This window comes from Arthrobacter echini (genome assembly GCF_004803505.1).
In the GTDB taxonomy this organism is placed as follows: Bacteria; Actinomycetota; Actinomycetes; order Actinomycetales; family Micrococcaceae; genus Arthrobacter_D; species Arthrobacter_D echini.
In genome coordinates this window covers 174,927-196,651 of record NZ_SSWH01000005.1, presented here as the reverse complement: position 1 = coordinate 196,651, position 21,725 = coordinate 174,927, and the positions used below count along the sequence as shown (strand labels likewise).

General features: G+C 61.3%; 17 protein-coding genes and 1 pseudogene. 9 read left to right on the top strand and 9 right to left on the bottom strand.

Annotation, left to right across the window (positions count from 1 at the left end; translation table 11 throughout):
• The first annotated feature begins 121 nt into the window (after positions 1–121).
• On the top strand, positions 122–913 hold the full coding sequence (locus tag E8P82_RS07705; RefSeq protein ID WP_136453903.1) for an alpha/beta fold hydrolase: 792 nt from the start codon (positions 122–124) through the stop codon (positions 911–913).
• A gap of 43 nt (positions 914–956) precedes the next feature.
• On the opposite strand, the gene E8P82_RS07700 is transcribed toward E8P82_RS07705, so the two are convergent.
• Both E8P82_RS07700 and E8P82_RS07695 read right to left on the bottom strand, forming a co-directional pair.
• Positions 957–2,813 (bottom strand): GAF domain-containing protein, encoded by a 1,857-nt coding sequence (locus E8P82_RS07700; protein WP_136453902.1) that lies wholly within the window; start codon positions 2,811–2,813, stop codon positions 957–959.
• 141 nt (positions 2,814–2,954) lie between these two features.
• Positions 2,955–3,362 (bottom strand): very short patch repair endonuclease, encoded by a 408-nt coding sequence (locus E8P82_RS07695; RefSeq protein WP_136453901.1) that lies wholly within the window; start codon positions 3,360–3,362, stop codon positions 2,955–2,957.
• A 186-nt stretch (positions 3,363–3,548) separates the two neighbouring features.
• Here E8P82_RS07695 and E8P82_RS07690 point away from each other — a divergent pair, with 186 nt between their 5' ends.
• Complete coding sequence (locus tag E8P82_RS07690) at positions 3,549–5,003, top strand: DNA cytosine methyltransferase (protein WP_246021079.1); 1,455 nt, start codon at positions 3,549–3,551, stop codon at positions 5,001–5,003.
• Here E8P82_RS07690 and E8P82_RS07685 read toward each other — a convergent pair.
• The 4 genes from E8P82_RS07685 to E8P82_RS07670 are packed head-to-tail and all read right to left on the bottom strand — an operon-like array spanning position 4,993 to position 12,407.
• Positions 4,993–7,074 (bottom strand): AIPR family protein, encoded by a 2,082-nt coding sequence (locus E8P82_RS07685; RefSeq protein ID WP_168796519.1) that lies wholly within the window; start codon positions 7,072–7,074, stop codon positions 4,993–4,995. The genes E8P82_RS07690 and E8P82_RS07685 overlap by 11 nt on opposite strands.
• On the bottom strand, positions 7,074–8,057 hold the full coding sequence (locus E8P82_RS07680) for a PD-(D/E)XK motif protein (RefSeq protein WP_136453899.1): 984 nt from the start codon (positions 8,055–8,057) through the stop codon (positions 7,074–7,076). Before E8P82_RS07680 ends, E8P82_RS07685 begins: the two co-directional genes overlap by 1 nt.
• The gene (locus tag E8P82_RS07675; protein ID WP_136453898.1) at positions 8,054–10,954 is read right to left on the bottom strand and encodes a Z1 domain-containing protein; all 2,901 of its coding nucleotides are present in this window, start codon (positions 10,952–10,954) and stop codon (positions 8,054–8,056) included. The genes E8P82_RS07680 and E8P82_RS07675 overlap by 4 nt, the downstream gene beginning before the upstream one ends.
• Positions 10,947–12,407 (bottom strand): ATP-binding protein, encoded by a 1,461-nt coding sequence (locus tag E8P82_RS07670; protein WP_168796518.1) that lies wholly within the window; start codon positions 12,405–12,407, stop codon positions 10,947–10,949. The genes E8P82_RS07675 and E8P82_RS07670 overlap by 8 nt, the downstream gene beginning before the upstream one ends.
• Before the next feature lie 283 nt (positions 12,408–12,690).
• On the opposite strand from E8P82_RS07670, the gene E8P82_RS07665 reads away from it, so the two are divergent.
• Complete coding sequence (locus E8P82_RS07665; RefSeq protein WP_246021077.1) at positions 12,691–13,230, top strand: PdxA family dehydrogenase; 540 nt, start codon at positions 12,691–12,693, stop codon at positions 13,228–13,230.
• Positions 13,231–13,486: 256 nt separating this feature from the next.
• Positions 13,487–13,657, top strand: a pseudogene (locus tag E8P82_RS07660) (IS256 family transposase); the annotation flags it as partial.
• Between the two features lie 61 nt (positions 13,658–13,718).
• On the opposite strand, the gene E8P82_RS07655 reads toward E8P82_RS07660, so the two are convergent.
• The 3 genes from E8P82_RS07655 to E8P82_RS07645 form a co-directional block, all read right to left on the bottom strand.
• Positions 13,719–14,981 (bottom strand): alpha-hydroxy acid oxidase, encoded by a 1,263-nt coding sequence (locus E8P82_RS07655; protein WP_136453896.1) that lies wholly within the window; start codon positions 14,979–14,981, stop codon positions 13,719–13,721.
• Positions 14,982–15,610: 629 nt separating this feature from the next.
• Positions 15,611–15,880: a GIY-YIG nuclease family protein gene (locus E8P82_RS07650; RefSeq protein ID WP_136453895.1), complete on the bottom strand. Its 270-nt coding sequence runs from the start codon at positions 15,878–15,880 to the stop codon at positions 15,611–15,613.
• On the bottom strand, positions 15,867–16,187 hold the full coding sequence (locus tag E8P82_RS07645; RefSeq protein WP_136453894.1) for a nucleotide pyrophosphohydrolase: 321 nt from the start codon (positions 16,185–16,187) through the stop codon (positions 15,867–15,869). Before E8P82_RS07645 ends, E8P82_RS07650 begins: the two co-directional genes overlap by 14 nt.
• Before the next feature lie 200 nt (positions 16,188–16,387).
• Here E8P82_RS07645 and E8P82_RS07640 point away from each other — a divergent pair, with 200 nt between their 5' ends.
• From E8P82_RS07640 to E8P82_RS07620, 5 genes are read left to right on the top strand one after another with little or no spacing between them, the layout of a single operon-like run.
• Positions 16,388–17,428 carry an Ldh family oxidoreductase gene (locus E8P82_RS07640; RefSeq protein ID WP_136453893.1) on the top strand — a complete coding sequence of 347 codons (1,041 nt, stop codon included), beginning with the start codon at positions 16,388–16,390 and terminating at the stop codon, positions 17,426–17,428.
• Positions 17,429–17,458: 30 nt separating this feature from the next.
• Positions 17,459–18,502, top strand: a complete 1,044-nt coding sequence (locus tag E8P82_RS07635) for a sialic acid TRAP transporter substrate-binding protein SiaP (RefSeq protein WP_136453892.1) — start codon at positions 17,459–17,461, stop codon at positions 18,500–18,502.
• Positions 18,499–19,107, top strand: coding sequence for a TRAP transporter small permease (locus E8P82_RS07630; RefSeq protein ID WP_136453891.1), 609 nt, complete (start codon positions 18,499–18,501; stop codon positions 19,105–19,107). The genes E8P82_RS07635 and E8P82_RS07630 overlap by 4 nt, the downstream gene beginning before the upstream one ends.
• Positions 19,108–19,112: 5 nt before the next feature.
• Positions 19,113–20,393 carry a TRAP transporter large permease gene (locus E8P82_RS07625; RefSeq protein WP_136453890.1) on the top strand — a complete coding sequence of 427 codons (1,281 nt, stop codon included), beginning with the start codon at positions 19,113–19,115 and terminating at the stop codon, positions 20,391–20,393.
• A gap of 26 nt (positions 20,394–20,419) precedes the next feature.
• Entirely contained in the window at positions 20,420–21,724 is a 1,305-nt protein-coding gene (locus E8P82_RS07620; protein ID WP_136453889.1) for an enolase C-terminal domain-like protein, read from the top strand.
• The last annotated feature ends 1 nt before the right edge of the window (position 21,725 follow it).

Below are 21,725 nucleotides of genomic sequence, written 5' to 3'. Positions count from 1 at the left end.
CCCATTCTCACAGAAGCAATCACAGTTTCTCCTGCCCGATCCCTCGTAAGCGCCAGGATCGACTTCAGCGCCCTACGCCCGCATACACTGGGGTCTCGCGTCCGCTACGGAAGGCTCCCACATGCTGCACACCGAACGAACCGGCACCGGAAAGCCACTCGTGCTCGTGCACGGGCTCGGTTCGAGCCTCCGCACTTGGGATCCTGTCCTCCCCCTGCTGCAGGACCAGCGCGAGGTCATCGCCATCGATCTCCCCGGGTTCGGCGGCAGCGAACCGCTCACGGGCGAGGTGACCATCGAGACCCTCACGGACGCCGTCGGGCAGTTCCTCGAGCAGGAGAACCTGGGCAACGCGGATCTGGTCGGAAGCTCGATGGGTGCGCGGATCGTGGTCGAGCTGGCGCGGCGGGGTCACGCAGGCAACGTCGTCGCCCTCGATTCCGGAGGATTCTGGAACGACACCCAGGTGCGCATCTTCAACGGCAGCATCACCGCGTCCATCGCGCTGGTGCGGCGCCTCCAGCCCGTGCTGCCGTCACTCGTCCGGCAGGCTGCGGGCCGGACGGCGCTGCTCGCCCAGTTCTCCGCGGCACCCTGGAAGCTCGACCCGGACCTCGTCCTGACGGAGCTCCGCGGATTCGCCACCTCGCCCAGTCTCGACGACGCGCGGAAGTCGCTCGCGCACGGACCGCGCCAGGCTGGCGCGCCACAGGGGACGCTCAAGAGCCGGCTGGCGTTCGGCTGGGGCCGGTCGGACAGGGTCACCCCGCTCAGTGAGGCCGCCGTCGCCATGTCCCTCTATCCGGACGCCACCCTGCATGTCTTCGAGGACTGCGGGCACTTCCCGCACTGGGACCAGCCGCAGGAGACGGCCCGGTTCATCCTCGACGCCACCGCCGCTGGGGCTTCGTGATGATCCTCTGGGCCGCGCACCTGGTGAGCGTGCTGGTGGCAGCTCAGACGTGAGTTAAGGACGGCCGTTGCCGCCTACCGGAAGTTCGCGATTGCCTGACCCTGGTGCTGCAGGCCAACCAGCATGGTGCGGTTCCGGGCTCCAAGCTTCCGCAGCATCGCGCCCACGTGCTGACCGTCTTGACCGAGATCCCGAGGCGCGTGGCAATCTGTTTGTCCGCCAGCCCCTCGGCCAGCAGGTCGCGCACCTCGAGTTCGCGGGCTGCCAGTGATATCGCCTCGCCAGCGTCCGATGTGCGACTTTCCGTGAGCCGCGTGAACATCGCCCCATCCAGCAGCGCGTCCCCGCGGGCGGCGGCGACGACGACGCGCGCCACCTCGGCGGGTGTCGAGGACAACGAGAGGAAGCCCCGCACGCCCGACGACGCGTCGGCGGCCAGGAGTTCGTCCGCAAAATGGTCGACGACGGCCACCACCGGCCGCTCAACGGTGTCCGAATCCGTCGCCCGGGCCTCGGCATACCGGGACAGCAGGTGCTCGTCGAGGACGATCATGTCCGGCTGCAGCAGGGACACCGACTCGGTAAGGTCCTCGAGCCTCCCGAACTCGCCGAGTACCTGCACCGACGGCTCGGATGTCTCGAGCAGCCGAACGAGCCCGGCCCGGAGAAGTGGCTGGGTGCAGGCGACGAGGACCTTCCACCGCTCGCGGGAGGCGTCACCGTTCGAGGAGTACGGCACCTGCGCGCGGATGCTCGTCCCCCAGCCCGGCGTGGACTCTATGTGGAGCTCGCCGCGCAGGTAGTGCGCCCGGGCTGCCATTCCGTGCAGACCGAGCCGGCTGCCCTTCAGGTTCGTGCTGTCCCGGCCCTCGAACCCGCGGCCGTTGTCCTCGATGACGGCCGTGATGCCGGTGGTGTCGTAGAAGATGCCCACCCGGCACCCGGAGGCGCAGGCGTGCGCCATCGCGTTGGCCACAGCTTCCCGGATGATCATGAAGAGCTGATGGGCGACGACGGGCGCCAGTTCGTGAGGATTGCCGTTCACGAGGAGCGTCACGTCCATCGGATCGCTCGCGCTCACCCGGTCAAGTTCTTGGCGGTCCGCCTCCTCCAACGAGCGGTCGGCCAGACTGGAGGGTCCGAGTCCCAGCACGGTGCGGCGGGTTTCGAAGAGCGCCTCGTGGGCGAGCACCCGGGCGGCGTCGCTGTGCTGGGTGGAGGGCGAGCCTGCTGGCGTCGTCTTGTCCGCACGGTCGAGGTGCAGCAGGAGCGAGCCGAGAGACCGGCCAATGGTCTCGTGGACCTCCTGTACGGCACGCTCGCGTTCACCCGCGACGGCCGCTTCGCGTTCCTTTGCAGCGGCCGCCTGGTGGAGCCGGGAGTTCATGATGGCGATGGCGGCGTGGTTGGCAAAGAGTTCCACGAGGGACGCGTCGGTGGAGTTGAAGACCCGGCCGGGGCCGTCACTGAAGATGGCGAACGTGCCGATGATGGTGCCGGCCCAGGTGATGGGGACGCCGATGACGGCGCTCCCCCACCGCGGATCGGCCGGGTCGATGTGGCCCAAGGGTACCGACGCATAGCGGTCGAGGATCACGGTGCCGCGCGTCTTCACGATCTGCCCGGTAAGGCCTTCGGTCAGGGGGAAGGTTTGGCCTTCGCGGCAGCCGACGCCTTGGTCCACTTCCTTGCGGTAATAGCCCTCAGCCTCGTGAACGATCGAGATCGAACCGCTCTCACATCCGAGGAGGGCGGCGGCGTGCCCGAGGACGCGTTCGAGCAGCGGGACCAGCTCGAACTGTCCGGCAAGGTCGCCCGCGAGTTCGGTGATGCGGTCCAGTTGGGAGGGCGGAGGGTTGTACTGGTTCGGGGTGATGCTGGGCGTGGGAAGCTGCTGCATGTACGGCACCTGTCTCCTGCATCCCGGCGCGGCGCTCGGGCCTTCAGGATAGCGGGCCGGGTACAAAGTGCCGCAGGTAGTCCTACAGGAGATCAACCGATGCGCGTTCGCTCGCCACGACAGCGGGTTCACCGATCTCCGTCAGGATAAAAAGTGCGTCAGCCCCTGCAGCACCTCATCCGGGTGCTTAAGTTCACACTCCCACACGACGTGGATCTTCCAGCCAAGTTCACCGAGCTTCTGGATCTGCTCTGCGTCCCGCTCGACGTTCCGCTGTCGCTTTGCGGACCAAAACTCCGCGTTCGTCTTAGGAGTGTATTGGCCTGCCCGGCACACGTGATGGTGCCAGAAGCAGCCGTTAACGAAGATGACCTTCCGACGTCCTGGAAAGACAAGATCTGGCTTGCCCGGCAGCCGCTTGTCGTGGAGCAGGTACCGATAGCCTTCCCGATGCACCATCCTGCGAACCTGCATCTCCGGCTTCGTGTTCGCGGCACGGATCTTCGACATGTTCGCGCTCCGCTGCTCAGGCGTCAGGCGATCTGTCATAGAGACATTGTAGGAATGAACCTGCAGCACCGCGTCGGCAAGGCACCTAGCGCAGAGCCTTGATCGCTGCTAACGGCAACTGGCTGTACGACTCCAGCTCCACCCGGACCATCCACATACCCGCCGACGGCCTTTGACGGGCGCACTACCCTGGTATCCTGGAGTGTCACCACATGGAAGGCTGCAGTGTATCCCCTGATCGACCTCTTCGCCGGCCCAGGCGGCCTCAACGAAGGATTCTCCAATGTCCGTAACTCAGACGGGTCCTACGCCTTCTCAAACGCCGCGTCCTTCGAAATGGACGCCTACGCCTGCGAGACCCTCCGTCTCCGCGAAACCTACCGGCACCTAAATCGAGCCGGAGAGAGCCTTGAGGGCTACTTTGACTACATCCTCGGGCGTAAGACTTGGGCAGAGATCTATAGCGGAACTTTCAAAGAAGCTTATCTGGAGTCACGGGACAAAGTTCATCGCGAAGTACTCGGCGCGGACTCTAGAACCCACGTGGACACCTTGATCCGCGAAAGACTCCTGCGGCACAGGAAAGATGCGCCGTGGGTTCTGATTGGGGGCCCGCCCTGCCAAGCGTACTCTCTTGCCGGCAGGTCAAGACGAACAGGAGACGCGAGCTTCGCCTCCGATCACAAGCACTTCCTCTACCGCGAATATCTCCACATACTGAATGAATTCAAGCCAACGATTTTCGTCATGGAAAACGTCAAGGGCCTCCTTTCGTCGAGGAATGGCGATGACAGCATGTTCCAAACGATACTGGCAGACCTCCGAGCACTACCCAGCGGGGTGCGGTATGAGATCCGATCGTTGGTCGTTGACCAGGACCCCGAAGATCTGCGCCCCTCTGACTACATCATCAGGGCGGAGGAATACGGCGTTCCGCAGAAACGGCATCGTGTAATCCTGTTGGGTGTCCGATCGGACGTAGCGCAGCTGGTTCCGCGCCAGGTTCTCCTTCCGTCCGACAGCCTTGTCACGGTGCGTGCAGCGCTGGAAGACCTGCCGTCCGTTCGAGCACAGACGTCAAAGCGAGTACCTAAAGCCACCGTTGATTGGCTGCTCGCAGAGCAGGCCGCACTGCAAGCGCTTCCGGACGAGGAGCTTGACATGTATTCGGCCGAAGGTGGTCGGCACAGTGCTGCAACGCAAACGTACCGTTCCTGGATCAGAGATTACATGGTTGACGTTCCGAGTCAGCACCAGCCCCGACCGCACATGGTGTCTGACCTCGCTCGCTACCGTGTAATGGCAGCTATGGCGGAGCGTACCGGCAAGAGTCCCAAGTACACCGACTTGCCCGCGATTCTGCATCCTGAACACAGCAACGTGTCTAAGGAGGGCACCCCTTTCACCGACCGCTTTCGAGTTCAGGTATGGGATGCGCCGTCGACGACGATTGTCTCGCACATATCCAAAGACGGGCACTACTACATTCACCCGGCACGAGAGCAGGCACGCAGCTTCACCGTGCGAGAAGCTGCGCGCCTGCAAACCTTTCCCGACAACTACTTTTTTGAGGGACCCAGGACCCAGCAGTTTCACCAAGTTGGAAACGCGGTTCCACCCCTTCTGGCTAAGCAGATTGGCGAAATAGTGGCGTCGATGCTGGAGGCTATCAGGGACTAAATGTCTTGAAGCCCTTCGCGTTAGCTGCACCCACAAGGGCAAGTAAACGGGCCGCCTGCCGTTCGGAAGGTAGACCCGGTCGTCGACCGGTCATGAGGTCAAGAATTCCTATGTCAGTCGGGCTTCCCACTCGGTTGCTAAGTGCAAAGTCACGAAGCTCAATCCAATGGGCGGCAGGAACCTCGAGCAAACGCATTTGCTGATTGATACCATTGTCAATTTTCTGAGTCTGGCGCGCATTTCGTCGCGTTTCCGCAACAGCGGAGGGATCGACCAGACTGGCCAAGAACTCCAATGGAAGAGCGATCTGATAGGCAGCAACGATGTTCCAGCACTCTACCTTTTTCGCCCACTCGGTCACGTTCCGGACCGGCCGCTGCTCATTAGTAAGAATTTTCTGCACAGCCGAAGCCACATCGAGCGCTACATCCAGCAAGCTCTCCGAAACCGCTTGCCGCCGCCAGATCTGATCAAGATTGAGTAAACGACCTCGACCTTGGGTTTCGACAAGATGCGCAAGCTTGGCAACGGTGTAGGCGACGATATTGGCCAAGTAGGCGCGCTCCTCCTGATACCAGGAGGTTTTGACTACGTGCGCACGAATAGAATTGAACAGGATTGCCTTCGCGACCGCTTCCTTGAAGTATGTCTCGTTGAACGCCGACTCATCCTTCTCCCATCTCTTCGCTACCATGTCCGCGAAAGCAATAAAATTCTTCTGAGCACCACCGCTTACTGTGTGCGGTCGTTGCTCCCAGGACATTACGTACTTGGCCAGCGCCGGCTTATCAAACTTCTGGTGCTTGGGGTACTGATTGTCGAAACGAGCAGCCGACGCAGCGGGCAGCTTGTTCCTCTCGTTTTCGTACTGACCCCGCGTTCGTTCGTAATACCACTTCGTGTCATAGGTTGCACCTGCCACCGCAGGCGCGAGCACCCGCCGTGAAAACTCTTCGATCCGAACGTGAAACGGGCTGTTTGAGAAGAAGTCAGCTGCACTGACAGCATTTTGACTATTAGCAAATCGGGAAATACTTGGAACGAGATCGCTGGCAAGTTCAGGAGCGACAACAACGAGCTTCATGGGAACGTGGACGCGATCGAGGCTGCTCTTGTCTTTTGATTCCTTGTCGACAAAAAACAGAGACGCTGTGGTCTGTCCGCCATTCACAATCTGCAGATCTTCGATTGCAATTAATGACGAAGAACCGTCCTTCGTCTGCACGGATGTAGCGGTCGCCGTGATGCCGTTATTGAACGCCATAAATCTCTCCGGGGTCGCGAACACCGTTTCGCGAATTCCCTTGTTGACCTTTCCTCTGTTGGTAAGATACGACCGCACATTACTCTCCAAGAGACGGCTTCCATACCTCCCATACAGTGAGGCGAGGAGATTTCCGGGGACGGACGCGAGGTATGTCTTGACCTCGTTGGTGGCCTCAACTTCCAACGCGGGCAGCCCGCCATCTCCTGTCCATGCACGGAGATCGATGAGAAGCGGTTCACGTCCCGATTGGGACTCCTGCAACTGGTGAAACCGCTCTATGTCCCATAGGTGAAGGTCGACAGGAATGCCGCTCTCAGACTCGGGCGGCAGTTCGCGTAGCCGCGAGCTTAGCCGGTCATCCGTCAATAGATAGATACGATACCTGGATACGTTCGCCGCCCTGTGATGGAGGTCGTAAGCAAGTTGGAACGCCGCAGAGCTCTCCTCCCGCCCTTCAAAAAACGATCCATCGCGGGCCTCAGACAGGAAATTTTGAACCGCTTTAAGCGTTGATTTTGCGTCTGTTGAGGAAAGCACGCCCGTTTCGCTCGTTCCAGAAAAGGAGGTCACGATGAGCGCGACACTATTATCAGCATTTTCTAGGTCATACCCGTTTACCTTTAGCTTGCGGCGCCTTGCACCTACGCCTTCAAAGTCGAGCGTGACCACATCATCGAATTCACCTGCTTCGGTGAGGATCTCCGTACAGCGCTGCGTAAATGCCGTGGCGAGGAACTCGCCTTCAGCGTCAGCAATCGATCCGACGGTGGAGAGCAAGTTCGATCGATAGTCGGTGATTTCCACTATTCATCCTCACTTTTCGGCAGCGGCAAGAGGGCTGCCTTTTCATCAATTTGATAGGGCGCGAGTTCATCAAGATTGAGCTTGTAGCGGACGTTGGTGATGCCCTGAGGCGTAGTCTCACTGGTGATGCGGGGAAACGGATCAACGACTGAGAAGAAATTGAACGAACGGCAGTACAGGTACACATCCTCGTACGCTGGGTCGCTCAGCTCAAGGCCGAGCTCCTCCAACGCTTGGTCGAGCCCCTCAAGACCTGCGGGATCGTCATTCTCCAAAATCGATCTGATATCTCGCACTTTCGAGCTAAGCGACGTTGCCCCTTCAAACGGGACTGTGCTGTCCAGCACCTCGACTACAACGAGCACAATGTCTGCGCCTGATAGCTGATACTCGGAACTAATCTCGATCGCCCGAGCGGTGGTTCGTTTGCTCTTCACCTCATAGCGAGCCTTAGGAAACTCAAAATCTTGGTCAGCGCCGTATGGTCCTTGCCAGGCACTCATGACGGAGCGGGCTCCCACTCTGGGACGTAGCTGATCAAAAGCGAAGCCAAGCTCGGCGTAGAGCCCCCTGATCCTTTCGGTGCTCAGCTTCTGCTTGTCATCCTTGAGGAGGGAACGCCACTCCTCGATAGAGGCTAGTGCTCGGGCGAGTCCCGCATCCTCTGTGGGCTCCGAGCGCACCTGCTCATAAATCTGCCCGCACAACTCGACGAAGACATGGCTGAAGGTCCGGTCCACCAACGTGAAGAGAAGGAGCCAGGACTGATCATGCTCCCGCCTTACGCGAACAACTTCGACAGCAGATGACAGTGCTGGCAGATCGGGAGCCCTCTTAGCGATCAATCCAAAGCTCATGCGTCCGCGTATGTCACCACCGTAGACCAAACGGGTAGGAGTTTCGGGATCAAGTTCACGCAGGCCGTCTAGACCAGCATTCACCTCGAGTACCCAGCGATCGGTTGACCAAGCCTCCGCACTCATTGCTGGTCGTCGCCTGCGATATACAAGTCTTCGAAGTCGTCCAACCAGTACTGCTGGGCTACCTTGTTCAGCACATACCTGACCCGCCCGTCAGGCGAGGGCCTTCCAGTGGCTGCGGGCAGCGCGATTTTCAGTGCGAGGAGTGCTTCCACCTTTCGCAGAGACTCAACGAGTTCCTCGTCCTGATCCGTCGCATCGCCTTCAATGCGGATTCCACTGGTCCTTCCCGCTTCAGGGAGCACGGCAGGATTTGGGTCAAGACAGTAGATCATCAGTTGCGGCCTCGGGAGGAAGCGATAGAAAGCACTCTCTGGCACAGCGCCAGGTGCGGCGTTCTGTAGATATGCGTTGATTGCAGCCTCCTGAACCTCCTCGTCTAGCAAGCGACGGAGATCATCACTACCTGCGACTCGCGCCCGTGCACCGCTGACCCAGAGCGAGGGAGCGAATGTCCTTGCGCCTCGTTGCGGTGTCGCTCTCAGTACGAGCTGTCTTTGCGCCTTGATTACTGCGCTTCCATTTGTGTCGCCGCCCACGAGAAGAATCCGACCATCGTGATTTCGAAGAAGAGATGAATCATCACCACGTTTACCGTTCATCAGGACGACATCCCATTCGCGAAACTTATCCCCTTGGCTTGCCCGAATCATACTTTCCAGACCCGGCCCGGTGAAGAAAATATCATCATTCGCCGCCTTGAACTGATGTAGAAAATCAGCCACCAGTTCCTTTGGTACACCATTGAGTCGGTTATACCCGCGACTTGTCTGGTCAAGCGCGGAAGCTGACTCTGCTCCCACGGACATCAAATTCTCAAGCGCAGTGAGATTGCCCTGCTGCTCGTCCAAGTTGGTGGAAAGGCGCTTTGTTTCGAGATTCCGTCCAAGCAGATTGACCTCCTTCTCTGACACGAGAGTGTGCTTCGACTTGTTCCGCGCTGTGATGAGCAGTGATTCCGGATGCTGCTGAACCGCCAGCCCAAAATCCCGCGGCGTCATATTATTCCGACGCATCTGCGCGAGGTCCTCGCGAAGCTCCTCGATTGCATCGGCGACAAATCTATAATCCGCCGCCGACTTGTCACTAATCCACAGGCGACATAGGTCCCGGAATCCGTCCCTATACCCGAACCACCGCGCCATCTGCATCATAGTGTCGGCGGCTCCAACACTCCTGTGGAAGTAGCTAACAACCAACCCGTCAAGGGTGAGACCACGGCTAAGCAAATCGCCACCCACGGCTATCTGTCGCGACGGGACTTGTTCCTCGAACTCGTCGTCCTCGCCTTGGCTGTTCACCGCCGAGTTATAGACCTTGACCCTAACTTCGGACGCAGCACTATGAAGCCGCTCGAGCACAGCATCCCACTCCTCATCGCTCTCGGCGTAGGTCTCCTGGAACGTCTCGCGGAACTCATCGAGTATCGCGTTCCCTACACCCTGCGCATAAGCCAGACTGTGTAGCTCAATAACCGACTTGTAGCTGAAAAGCTCCTGCGTCAGCAGGTCCCCAACCTTGTCCTGAACGGCAGTGAAGCGGGACACATTCACGAGCATCGATCTACGCTTTGGTGGTTGAACCCGAAGGTCCATGACTGCGTTAGCCAGTAGAAATACGCGCACAGCTTTCCGAAGACTCTCCGGCAGGGTTGATACCGCTTGCGTTTTCTTATGCTTAATGGGGATCCATGACTGGGCATCCGACAGATTCATCAGCCCAGTGCTACTCGCTTCCGAACGCCCGAACGTAGCCCTGATGCCGACATAATTCGAAGGCGCTTCCAACGGGTAGATGTAATCCTCAGGGAAGAGGTCATCATAGACTTCGCCGTCCTCTTCAACGGCACCGGACGCCTCATGGTCGATGAAGATGTTGGCAAAAGGCGTCGCGGTAATGGCAACGTAGGAAGACCTGCTGAAGCTGCCGAGGATAGTGCGGATGGCAGCGTTGATAGCCGTCGGGTCTTCTTCTGCGGCCGTATTGATAGATGCGTAATCAGACTCATCGTCGAGTAGAAGTAGTGGCAGATCGATCTTCCGACCGTGCTCCGTTTGGCTGCGAGCCCAGCCTGTTACCGCGTTGAGGACGTGTTTGTTTTTCTTAAGTACGAACACAACGGGAGCTGATGAATCATTAGGCAAAGGCATACTCGAAGCCTTCTTGCTTGCTTGGAGGTAGTCCATCAGCACAGTCGTCTGGCTGATTGTATTTGCGACGCTGCGATCAATTTGACCAACACCGATGTGAACATCCTTCGTCAAAGAAGCACCCTTCGGTGTGTCTACTCGAGCTGTGTCACGACCGATGAAGCCCTCATCAACGCGCTCGTGAGTTTGCCGACGGAGGTACTCAGTGTTGCCCGACAGGATAATCACCAGCCGGTACCCTGCATCAGCTGCCTTGTTGATCAAGCCCAAGTAGTTCTGCGTCTTACCTGATTGAACATCTCCAATGATGAGCCCTCGCCGGTTCCAAGGACCCGCTGCTTTCGGATCACCGGCAAGGTCGAGGATGTCATCTGTAAACTTGTCCAGCCGTTCCAGCATCTGCCCCGAGCGCCCTGCTCGTGCGAGCATCGTCCGATAGGCTCGCCACCTGTTCCACTTAATCTCGGCCTTCGCGTCCGGCAGCCATGGGATGTGGTTTTTCACAACCGGACCATTACCTCGCCCGGTAGGTATGTGAGCACCTACACGATCCATCACCCGTCTCCGCAACTGGCGAAGTTGTTCGTCCGTCGCATCTACAGACATGTTAGGAAGCACCAGCTTGAACGCATCCTCGACCTGCGACTCCGTGAGACCAATGTAGCTTTCGCCGGTCTTTGGGTCGGTCAGCAAACCTAATACTGCACCTTCGACAGAGGACAGCGGGAAAGCAAATTTAAGTTCAGTCATGGTTAGTAACCGCTTCTTCCAGTATTTGGCGTGACTTAGGGTTGGAGTCGAATGGTTCGGTGCCGGCGATCGACTGCACGAAAGCTTCCGGCGCCAGCGTTCCTTGAAGTGAGTTCCATAGGGATGAGGCGAGAAGCATCAAGTCTAAGTCGGAGTCCTTACTGTCCAGCTGGGTCTGGTCCTGGCCCATACGGTTGTAGACGTCATCCACTGGGAAGCTTCTCTCCAGCAGCCGAAGCAGAGAGTCCACTGATTGACCGTCACTTGCCGGCTGGGAACCTAGTGCAATCACTGCGGGATGCTCCCTGTTGATCTCGTACCGGAACGAGTTGCGGTCGTCGTATACGTTCCAGAGCCTCGTGTGCTGTTGAGCTCCCGTGCGACGGCCCCTGTACTCGTGAACCTTGCGGCTCGGAGCGATTATGTTGTTGGCAACCTGACGAAGACGGCGTTGGATGCTCGGCGGCGGAACCGCTTGAGCCTTCTTGATGTCGAGAGCCCATAGGTGATCAAGGGAGTTCGGCACATCGACCCGCACCCGAGCGAGTTTGCCTAATTCGTGCTTGGGTGCAATGCGGAACCAAGTGCCCCAAATCACCAAACGCTTCTCACGATAGATATAGAATCCTTGGCTGTCGCGCATCGAGCCTTCAACCTGCGCACGCTGTCGATCCGCAGTAGAGAGCTTATTCAGGTGAGGAAGAGTGTACGGACGAAGCTCGATGGACTCGCCTTCGACGTCAATACGTTCGATAGGGCCAGGAAGGGTTGCTTTGTGGTTCTGCAGGAGCGGATCTGCGCCAGATACATTGCGGTAGTTGATGGCGATTGAGAACTTGCTGCCGTGCTCGCCGGCAAGGAACCGGTGAAACACGAGGGCTAGGTGCTTGCGCACGTCGATCATGTGAGCATCCAGCCCTGCAATCAGGTCTCCCACCGCCGCTTCTAGCTGGTCGAGCTTCCTCCACAGCACAAGCGTTCCGTTTTGATGCTTGTCGAGCTCATCAAAGCCCGGCAGTAACCGACACTCGTCCTCGGTTAGCTCCAGCAGGCTCCAGCTCTTCGTTTCCACCAGATAGTCGAGATCCCATCGGTAACCGCTGAGGGAACCGTCTTGCTTGGTAACCAAGACCAAGTCCCTGCATTGAGATATCGACGCCGTTTTCAACCCCAAGCCAAACCGCCCAAGGTCATGGGAGTTTCGGTGATCCCTCGAGTTCGAGCCAGCCAATCGCATGGCGTTTTGGGCTGCCCCAGACGACATACCCGTTCCATTATCAACGATCGCAACGTAGGGTTCGGGCTGAGGGGAAAACAGCAGGCTCACCTCAGTCGCGCCAGCCGTAATCGAGTTATCGATTATGTCGGCGACCGCGGTCTCCAGTGTGTAGCCGACGGCCCTCATGGACTCCATTAAATGTGGATCCGGCACCATTGCAATCGCGTGACTCACGCGTCCCCATTCTTCTTGTGCTTCTACTGCTGCGTTGCCAATGCTAGTACTCGTGGACCCCACAACGAGCAATCCGGGCATGTACCGCGCTGTGTCCCGCTTGCGGACTCCCTGGCCGCCCGATGGGCCAGTCGCCCTTCTTCGACGGTTGGAACCGCATATTTCAGCACAGTGGCCCTTGGTGTCAACCGGTGGTAGCAACGTTGTCGGTGAGTAATTTGGTGAAGACTTCCCGTGGTGTGAGGAATCCCAAGGTGGCCTCCCTTTCCGCTCACCGAGGGGTGTGCTGCGTTTCCACCTCACCACCCACGTCTCCCTGCGGCAGGCCATCGAGAACGTCACGCCGGAGCGCACCGGCAACGTCATAGAGCTCGTCAGCGCCTTCACGAAGGCACTCGGCAACCGGGACGAGCCGATCGGCCTCGCCGGGCTCAACCCGCACGCCGGGGAGAACCGCCTGTTCGGCGACGAGGATGCCGACATCCTCGTCGCCGCCGTCGCGGCCGCCCGAAAGAAGGGCATCAACGTGCACGGGCCCATCCCCGCGGATGCGCTCATCCCCGCAGCGGTCAAGGGCAAGTGGAACATGGTCATCGCCTACTACCACGACCAGGGCCACGCACCCTTCAAGGCGGTCTCCGGCGACGACGGGGTAAACATCACCGTCGGCCTGCCCGTCGTCCGCGTCTCGGTGGACCACGGCACGGCGTTCGACATCGCAGGGCAGGGCATCGCCCGCGAGGCGAGCCTGGTGCTGTCTCTTCGGCGGGCCGCGCAGCTGGCGCCGGGCTGGGATGTCGTCTGGTGGACCGCGCAGCAGTAATTGTTACCGGACGGTCGGCGTCTAGGATCGAGGCATGACGAGCGATGGAGACCTGGACCCGCCGGTGCCCAGCTACCTCGAGGGCATCGAGCTGAAGCGGGTGCACGACGGCCGGTTGATCTAAGAGCACGACGACGACGGCACTCCCCCGCCCGACAGCCCGGACGAGTAGATAGTTTCCGCAGGCGGTCGTCGTCGTCCGGCGCTCAGCACGGACATTCCACACCGGGGCGTTCCCACCGATCGATCTCCCCGGCGAGCTCGAGGCCACTTCCCGAACGAGCAAGCCGCGCTCAAATGCGTCTACCTCGCCGTGATGAGCCTCGACTGGACCGGGAAAGGACGAGCACGCTGGACCCAAAAGTGGAACGCAGCGCTGAGCGCCTTCGACATCACCTCCAACGGCCGACTCTCCATCGGCCGCTAACCAACAAGACGATATCCAGTTACACCGAATTCTGGACAGACCCGATCAAGGCTAGGTGCGCTCAGATGGCTCTCGACACTTCGCTGAGCGCGTGGGCGACCGGTACGAGCCGGGTGAGTTGTGTGACGTGCCGGGATTCGAGTTCGCCGAGGTGCGAGACGCCGAGCAGGCGCATAGTCCGTTCGATCTCGTCTCGGAGGATCGCGATGGTCTTGTCGACGCCTTCGCGGCCGCCGGCCATGAGCCCGTACAGGTAGGCACGGCCAATGAGGGCGAACTTCGCACCCAAAGCCATGGAAGCGACGATATCTGCTCCGTTCATGATGCCCGTGTCCACCATAATCGTGGCATCGGCTCCGACCTCGCGGACGACCTGCGGTAGCAGGTGGAACGGGATGGGTGCCCGGTCGAGCTGGCGGCCGCCGTGGTTGGACAGGATAATCCCATCCACGCCCAAATTGACGAGGCGTACTGAGTCCTCGACGTTCTGCACGCCCTTGATGACGATCTTGCCGGGCCACAGGTCCCGGATGATGTCGAGGTCATCGTAGCTAATCGTGGGGTCCATCGCCGCATTGAGCAGATCGCCCACCGTGCCACCGGTATCGGTCAGGGAAGCGAACTCCAGCTTCGGGGTAGTGAGGAAATCGATCCACCACCACGGTCGCGGGACGGCGTTGAGGACCGTTCCGATCGACAGCTGCGGCGGGATCGAGAACCCGTTACGCTTGTCCCGGAGCCGAGCACCCGCGACCGGCGTGTCAACGGTGAACATGAGCGTGTCGAACCCTGCTTCGCCAGCCCGGCGGACAAGTTCGTATGAAATTTCCCGCTGCCGCATCACGTACAGCTGGAACCAGTTGCGCCCGGTCGGGTTCGCCGCTTTCACACCCTCTATGGACGTCGTGCCGAGGGTCGAGAGAGTGAAGGGGATGCCGGCTGCCGCTGCGGCACCGGCACCGGCCGTCTCACCCTCAGTCTGCATGAGCCGGGTAAATCCGGTCGGGGCGATGCCGAAGGGCAGTGCGCTGGGCCCACCGAGGATCTCTACGGAGGTGTCGACGTGCTCGGCAGGACGGAGGATCGAGGGGTGGAATTCGATGTCCTCGAAGGCCTGACGGGCACGATTCAGGGACAGCTCACCCTCGGCCCCACCGTCGGTGTAGTCGAATGCAGCCTTCGGGGTGCGACGCTGGGCGATCGTGCGCAGGTCCCCGATGGTGAGCGCGGAGTCAAGCCGGCGCTTCTTGCCGTTGAGCTCGATCTTTTTGAACTGCATCAGTTCGAGCATTTCCGCGGGCACAGGAAGTTGGCGCTTAACCATGGCATGGTCCTTTCAAGTTGGAAGGTGCACTCATCTGTGGCGGGGGCCACCGAATGTCCACAAATATTTCACACGCACCACCTCCGCTCGAACGTGTATGAGTAGGTGGGTCATCCTCTTGTCGGAAGGTAGCAGATCGGCGGCAACGCACGCGCCACCAATGCCCGCAGTGACTCCAGGCTCGAATCCCGGGGAACGAGTCCGTGCGCTCGCGCCTGAATGAGCACGTTGCCGAGAGCGGTCGCCTCCACGGGCCCGGCGAACACAGTCAATCCGGTGCGGTCGGCGGCTAGCTGGCAGGGCCAGGCGTTTTAGGATCCGCCGCCCACATCGTGCACGACCGAGACCGGGAGCCCGGAGAGCTCAGCGGCCTGTCGAATAGCCCTTGAGTATGCCTCGGCCAGGCTCTCCATAATGCTGCGGTGATCGCAGCGCACCGACGCGGAGCCTCGAGCCCTCTGAGGTGAACCAGGCACATATGCGTGCGGGTGTGTTACCCGGCGGGATGAACGCCGGGTCTCCAGTTTCAAACATCGTGACCGCGCCGGATACCTCCTCAGCCGCCGCGAGCAGCATGGGGAGATCGATGGTCTCGCCCGACTCGCGCTCCCACTGCCTGACGGATTCGCTCAGCAGCCACAGGCTCGAGACGTGGCGCGGATGTGCCTCAGATGTTTCTTCTCCGGCGAGACGAGATGCTGGCGTAGATGCGCAGCCGCGTTGTGCGACTCGCCCACATAGACGTCCTTAAGAGCCTTTCCCCTGGCGCCGGACGTTGAGCCACCGGCATCGTCCAGAATGTAGACGATGAGCCAATTGGTGGTGCGGTGGTCCAGCCCGGCCCAATTCGTTACCTCTGCGTTGGTGAAACCCAACCAGCTGATGTCAGAGGGCGTCATACTTCGTGCTCCGCCCGCGAGCCTTCTCGACCGGGTACTTCTCGCGCGTCTTCACCAGCTTCTCGAGCACGACCGCATCGGGCTCGACGCCCAATCGGTCGGCGAGCAGCACACAGTAGGTGAGGACGTCGGCCAGTTCCTCTTGTACGCGCTCGATGTCTGCCTCTTCGTCCCACTGGAAACACTCAAGCAGCTCAGCGGCCTCGATGACTATGCTCTCTGCGAGGTTCTGCGGGGTATGGAACTGGGCCCAGTCGCGCTCCGCAACGAACGCTGCAAGCTCGGCTCTCACGGACGGTTCGAACATTCCGTCAACCTAGTAGGTTGCAGAATCATAGGCATGACACCGACATCGCGCCGACGTCGGTGATCGCCGACTCATCGCGCACAGCGGCGCAGTTGCACCGCGTACGTCAGCTTGTGCTGCCCGAACCCCTTGTAGCTCTCCGAATATCCATATAGTATTCGGTGAATTCCTATATGAAGGTTTCGACGATGATTCTCCCGATGACAGTTCAGTGCCAGGACCTCTCCCGATTCGTGGTCGACGTTCTCACGTCGCGAGGCGTTCCGGCCGACGATGCACAGCTCACTGCCCGATCGCTCGTCCAGGCCGACCAGCGCGGCATCCACTCCCACGGCACCCTCCGGCTTCCGCTGTACTCCGAGGCCCTGCGCCTGGGTGGTGTCAACCCCACCCCGTCGATGCGCTTCAAGCAGGGCGCGGCCGGGGTCGCTACTCTCGACGCCGATGCCGCCCTGGGGCAGGTGGCAATGCAGGCAGCCGTGGACCGCGTGCTGGAGCTGGCCGGATCGCAGGGGATCGCCGCCGTCGCGGTGCACAACAGCAGCCACTACGGTGCCGGCGCCTTCTGGAGTGACCAATTGGCCGCGGCAGGCCTGTTGTCTGTCATCACCTCCTCCACCGGACCGGTGGTGGCGCCCCACGGCGGCTCCACCAAGGTGCTCGGCACCAACCCGCTCACCCTCGGCGCTCCCAGCGACAACGCCTGGCCGCTCACCGCGGACCTCGCCACCAGCAACGGTGCCTACGGCAAGGTCATCGCCGCGAAGAACGAGGGCACCCCGCTGCCGGAGGGCTGGGCCGTCGACGCCCATGGAGAGCCCACCACCGATCCGGTGGCTGCGGCCAAGGGCTCGATGATCCCGTTCGGTGGCTATAAGGGATCCGCCGTCGCCGTGCTCCTCGAAGCCTTCGCTGCGTCCCTGACCGAGGCGACCTTCGCCTTCGAGACCGTGGACATCTGGTCCAACCCGGCGTCCCGCATGAACAACGGTCACCTGATCATTGGGATCGACAGCGCAGCCTTCGGCGGAAGCGACCATACAAGATCCCGAGTGGCGAGTCTCCAGCAGCAGGTCCGCGAGTCCGGGGCCGGGGACCGCACTGTGCACTCCCCCGGAGATCCCGAGCGTATTCGGGAGTCCGCGTCCACAGACACCATCAGCCTTGCCGGTTCCACGGTCCGACAGCTCGCACAACTTGCCGAGGACCTCTCGCTCACACCCGTTTCATCCCACTCCTAACACCCGCAGTACCTACGGAAGGATCAAGCAATGAAGCTCGAACACTCCCACACCCAGACCTCTGTGCGCCGTCGTACCGCAGCCGCACTCGGGCTGGCCGCGAGCGCGGCGCTGCTACTCTCGGGCTGCAACGTCGGCACTCCCGTCGACCGCGACGAAGCCGCTGCAGGCGACGCGGATGCGAAGACGCTTCGCCTGTCCCACGTGTACGACGCCGGGCATCCGGTCGAAGAATGCGGCATCACCACTTTAAAGGAGGAGCTCGACGGTAGCGGCCTGCAGATCGAGAGCTTCCCCGCCGCGCAACTCGGCAACGAAGCAGAATCGCTGGAGCAGGTCGCCTCGGGCGCGCTCGACATGGCGATTGCAGGCCCGTCATTCCTCGGCGTGTGGGAAGAGAACGCCGCGGTCCTCGACGCTGCCTACCTCTTCGACGATGTGGACAACTTCGTGGATACGGTGGAGGGAGACACCATGACGGAGGTCTTCGACAACCTCTACGAGAGTTCGGACATCAAGGTGCTCTCCAGCTGGTACTACGGAACCCGCCAGGTCACCGCGAACAAGGAGATCAAGACCGCCGAGGACTTCGAAGGCCTGAAGATCCGCACCCCGAATGCCCCGCTCTACCTCGAGAACATCAAGGCGATGGGTGGGACCGCCACACCGATGGCGCTGGACGAGGTGTACCTGGCCCTCCAGCAGGGCGTGATCGACGCCCAGGAAAATCCCATCCCCACCATTTCCACCGCCAAGTTCAATGAGGTGCAGGACTACATCAACCTGACCGGCCACATGATCCAGGGAGTCCAGATCACCACCGGCAGGGCTGTCTACGAAGGACTGACCGATGACGAGCGCTCAGCGCTCGACGACGCCATGGCAGCGGCCGCGGACGCAACGCGCACCTGCGTAGAGGACCAGGAGCAGAGCATCCTCGAGGAATGGAAGGCCGGCGACGGCATTGAGGTCAACGAGGACGTGGACCGCGAGGGCTTCGCCTCTGCCGCAGAAGAAGCCATGCTGCAGCAGCCGTGGGGCGAGCTGTACCAGGAGATCAAGGACGGACAGTGACCGAAGAATCGCGCTTGGGGGGCTCGAACGAGAACAACATCGCTGCGGGGTACACCATCCCGCAGGAGCCCGATGAGCCCGATTTCCCCGAACAGCGCAGCAGGTTGTACCGTTTCGCCATCAATGTGGAGCGCGCGGCCACCTGCGCGCTCCTGGTCGGCACACTTGGCCTGATCATCCTCCAGGTGGTGAGCCGCTACGTGTTCAGCACACCCTTCAGCTGGACCGAGGAACTCGCCCGTTTCGCGCTGATCTGGTTCACCTTCGTCTCGGCGGGCTTCGTCATGGCCCGCCGTATCCACATCGCCGTGGATCTCCTGGCGAGCAAGCTCGGACGGACGGGTGGCATCGTGCTCGACACGTTCGCCCTCGTCGTGGTGGCTGCGGTGGCCGGACTCATGGCGTTTGCGGGTGCCCGGTTCGCGGCCGGCGCCGACCGCCTGCTGGCACCTGCCACCTCCCTACCGATGAGCGTGGTCTACAGTGCCGCCGTCGTCGGCTTCGGCCTGATCTTCCTGCACGCACTGCTGCACATCTATCTCAATATCCGGCATCCCGAAGTGGTGCCGAACGCCATGGACAATCTCGAACGGGAAGCGGTGTAGCGCCTGTGACACTTCTGATCATGCTCGTCGCGCTGCTCGTACTGCTCGCGCTGCGGGTGCCGGTCTCCTTCGCCCTGCTCATCCCGTCCGTGGCCTACGTGATCATGGATCCTACCGCGCGGATCGGGACGGCCGTGCAGCAGACCGTCTCGGGCGTGGACAGCTTCGCGATCCTCGCCGTGCCCATGTTCATCCTGCTGGGCAACATGGCCAACGTCTCCGGCGTGACAGACAAGCTCTACGACGCCGCGGTGGCTGGCATCGGCCATCTACGCGGCAGTCTCGGGTACGTCAACGTGGCTACCAGTTTCGGTTTTTCCTGGATGAGCGGCGCCGCCATCGCGGACGCCGCGGCCATGGGCCGGGTGCAGGTGCCGGCCATGGTGGAGCGCGGCTACAAGCGGGAGTTCGCCCTCGGTGTCACGGGAGCATCGAGCCTGATCGCCCCCATGATCCCACCGAGCATCCCCGCCGTGATCTACGCCGTCACCGCCGGCGTATCGGTGGGCGCACTCTTCATGGCCGGGATTGTCCCGGCCCTGATCCTCGTGGCCGCCCTCTGCACCACCGTCTGGTTGCTGATGCGCAAGCACGAGGAGCTCCGGCTGCCGAAGTCCACGTGGCGGACCCGCGGGCGGACGGCTGTGGCCGCGCTGCCCGCCGCCGGCTCCGCCCTGGTGATCCTGGGCGGAATTCTGAGTGGGGTCTTCACTCCGACGGAGGCCAGCGGGATCGGCGTCGTCTACATCCTGGTCCTGGCCCTCGTGTACAAGGCGCTGTCCTGGCGCAAGCTGTACCGGACGCTGCTGACCACGGTGGAGACCTCCGGCTCCGTGCTGCTGATCGTCGCTGCCGCGGCCCTCTTCGGGTGGGTCCTCGCCCGCGAACAGGCACCGCAGGTCGCTGCGAATCTCATCCTTGAGATCACGAATCAGCCGATCGTCTTCCTGATCCTCGTTAACGTGCTCCTGCTGCTGGTCGGCTGTGTCCTGGAACCCACCGCCGCGATCCTCATCCTCGTGCCGGTCCTCCAGCCTGTCGCGGAGACCTTCGGGATCGATCCGGTCCACCTGGGCATCATGGTGATCTTCAATCTGCTCATCGGGCTGATCACCCCGCCGGTCGGACTCGTCCTGTTCGTCCTCTCCAGCGTTACCAAGGCCCCGGTCCCCATCGTGATCAAGGGCATCCTGCCCTTCTTCGCCCCGATGGTGGCGACCCTGCTGCTCATCACCTTCGTTCCCGCGCTGACCCTCGGACTGCCGTCACTACTCGGCTTCCTCTGACCACCCCTGACCTTCAAGGAATCACTATGTCCCGCATCATGTCCGTCACGACCACCGACGTGCGCTTCCCCACCTCCCTCGACCTGGATGGCTCCGACGCCGTCAACGTGGACCCCGACTACTCGGCCGCCTACGTGGACATCGCCACCGATGACGGCGAGCACGGCTACGGTCTCGTGTTCACCTGCGGCCGTGGCAACGAGCTGGTCACTGCAGGTATGGACAGCTACGGCGAACTGCTCGTGGGCCGGGATACCGACGAGCTGGTCCACAATCTCGGCGATGCCTCGCGGCGGCTTGTGCACGACTCCCAATTGCGCTGGCTGGGACCGGAGAAGGGCGTCTCCCACATGGCCTGCGGCGGTCTGGTGAATGCGCTCTGGGATATCCGCGCCCGGCGGGAGGGCAAGCCGCTGTGGCTGCTGCTCAGTGAGATGCCGGTCGAGGAGGTTGTCAGCGCTGTCGACTTCACGCACATCGGCAACGCCCTCACCCCCGCCGACGCCACAGACATTTTGCAGCGCGGGCAGGCCGGCAAGCAGGAGCGCATCAGTGAGCTGCGCCAGTACGGCTACCCCGCCTACACCACCACTCCCGGGTGGCTCGGCTACAGCGACGAGAAACTGGTGCGCCTCTCCCAGGAAGCAGTTGCGGACGGTTTCGGCATGATCAAGCTGAAGGTCGCCGGGAGTATCGAGGACGATCGCCGCCGCCTGCGGCTTGCCCGCGAGGCAGTGGGCCCCGATGTGCGGATCGCCATCGATGCCAACCAGCGCTGGGAGGAGCAGGAGGCCATTGACTGGGTCAATCAGCTCCAGGACTTCGCACCGTACTGGATCGAGGAGCCGACCAGCACCGACGACATCCTGGCCCACGCCGCTATCCGGAAAGCCGTCCACCCGATCAAGGTAGCCACCGGCGAGGCAGTACAGAGCCGCATCATCTTCAAGCAACTCCTCCAGGCAGGAGCGATCGACATCCTGCAGATCGATTCCACCCGTGTCGCAGGGGTGAACGAAAACATCGCGAACCTGCTGCTCGCGGCCCGCTTCGACACCCCTGTCTGCCCGCACGCAGGAGGAGTGGGTTTGTGCGAACTGGTGCAGCACTTCTCCTTCTTCGACTACGCCGCGATCTCCGGCTCCATGGACGATCGCGTCATCGAGTTCGTGGACCACCTCCACGAACACTTCGCCGAGCCGGCCGTCGTCGCCAATGGCCGCTACCAGGCTCCGACGCGTGCCGGTGTCGGAGCCGAGATGCTCGCGCAGTCCACGGCGCACTGGACATTCCCATCAGGTGCGGGCTGGCAGGCCCTGACCGAGCACTGAC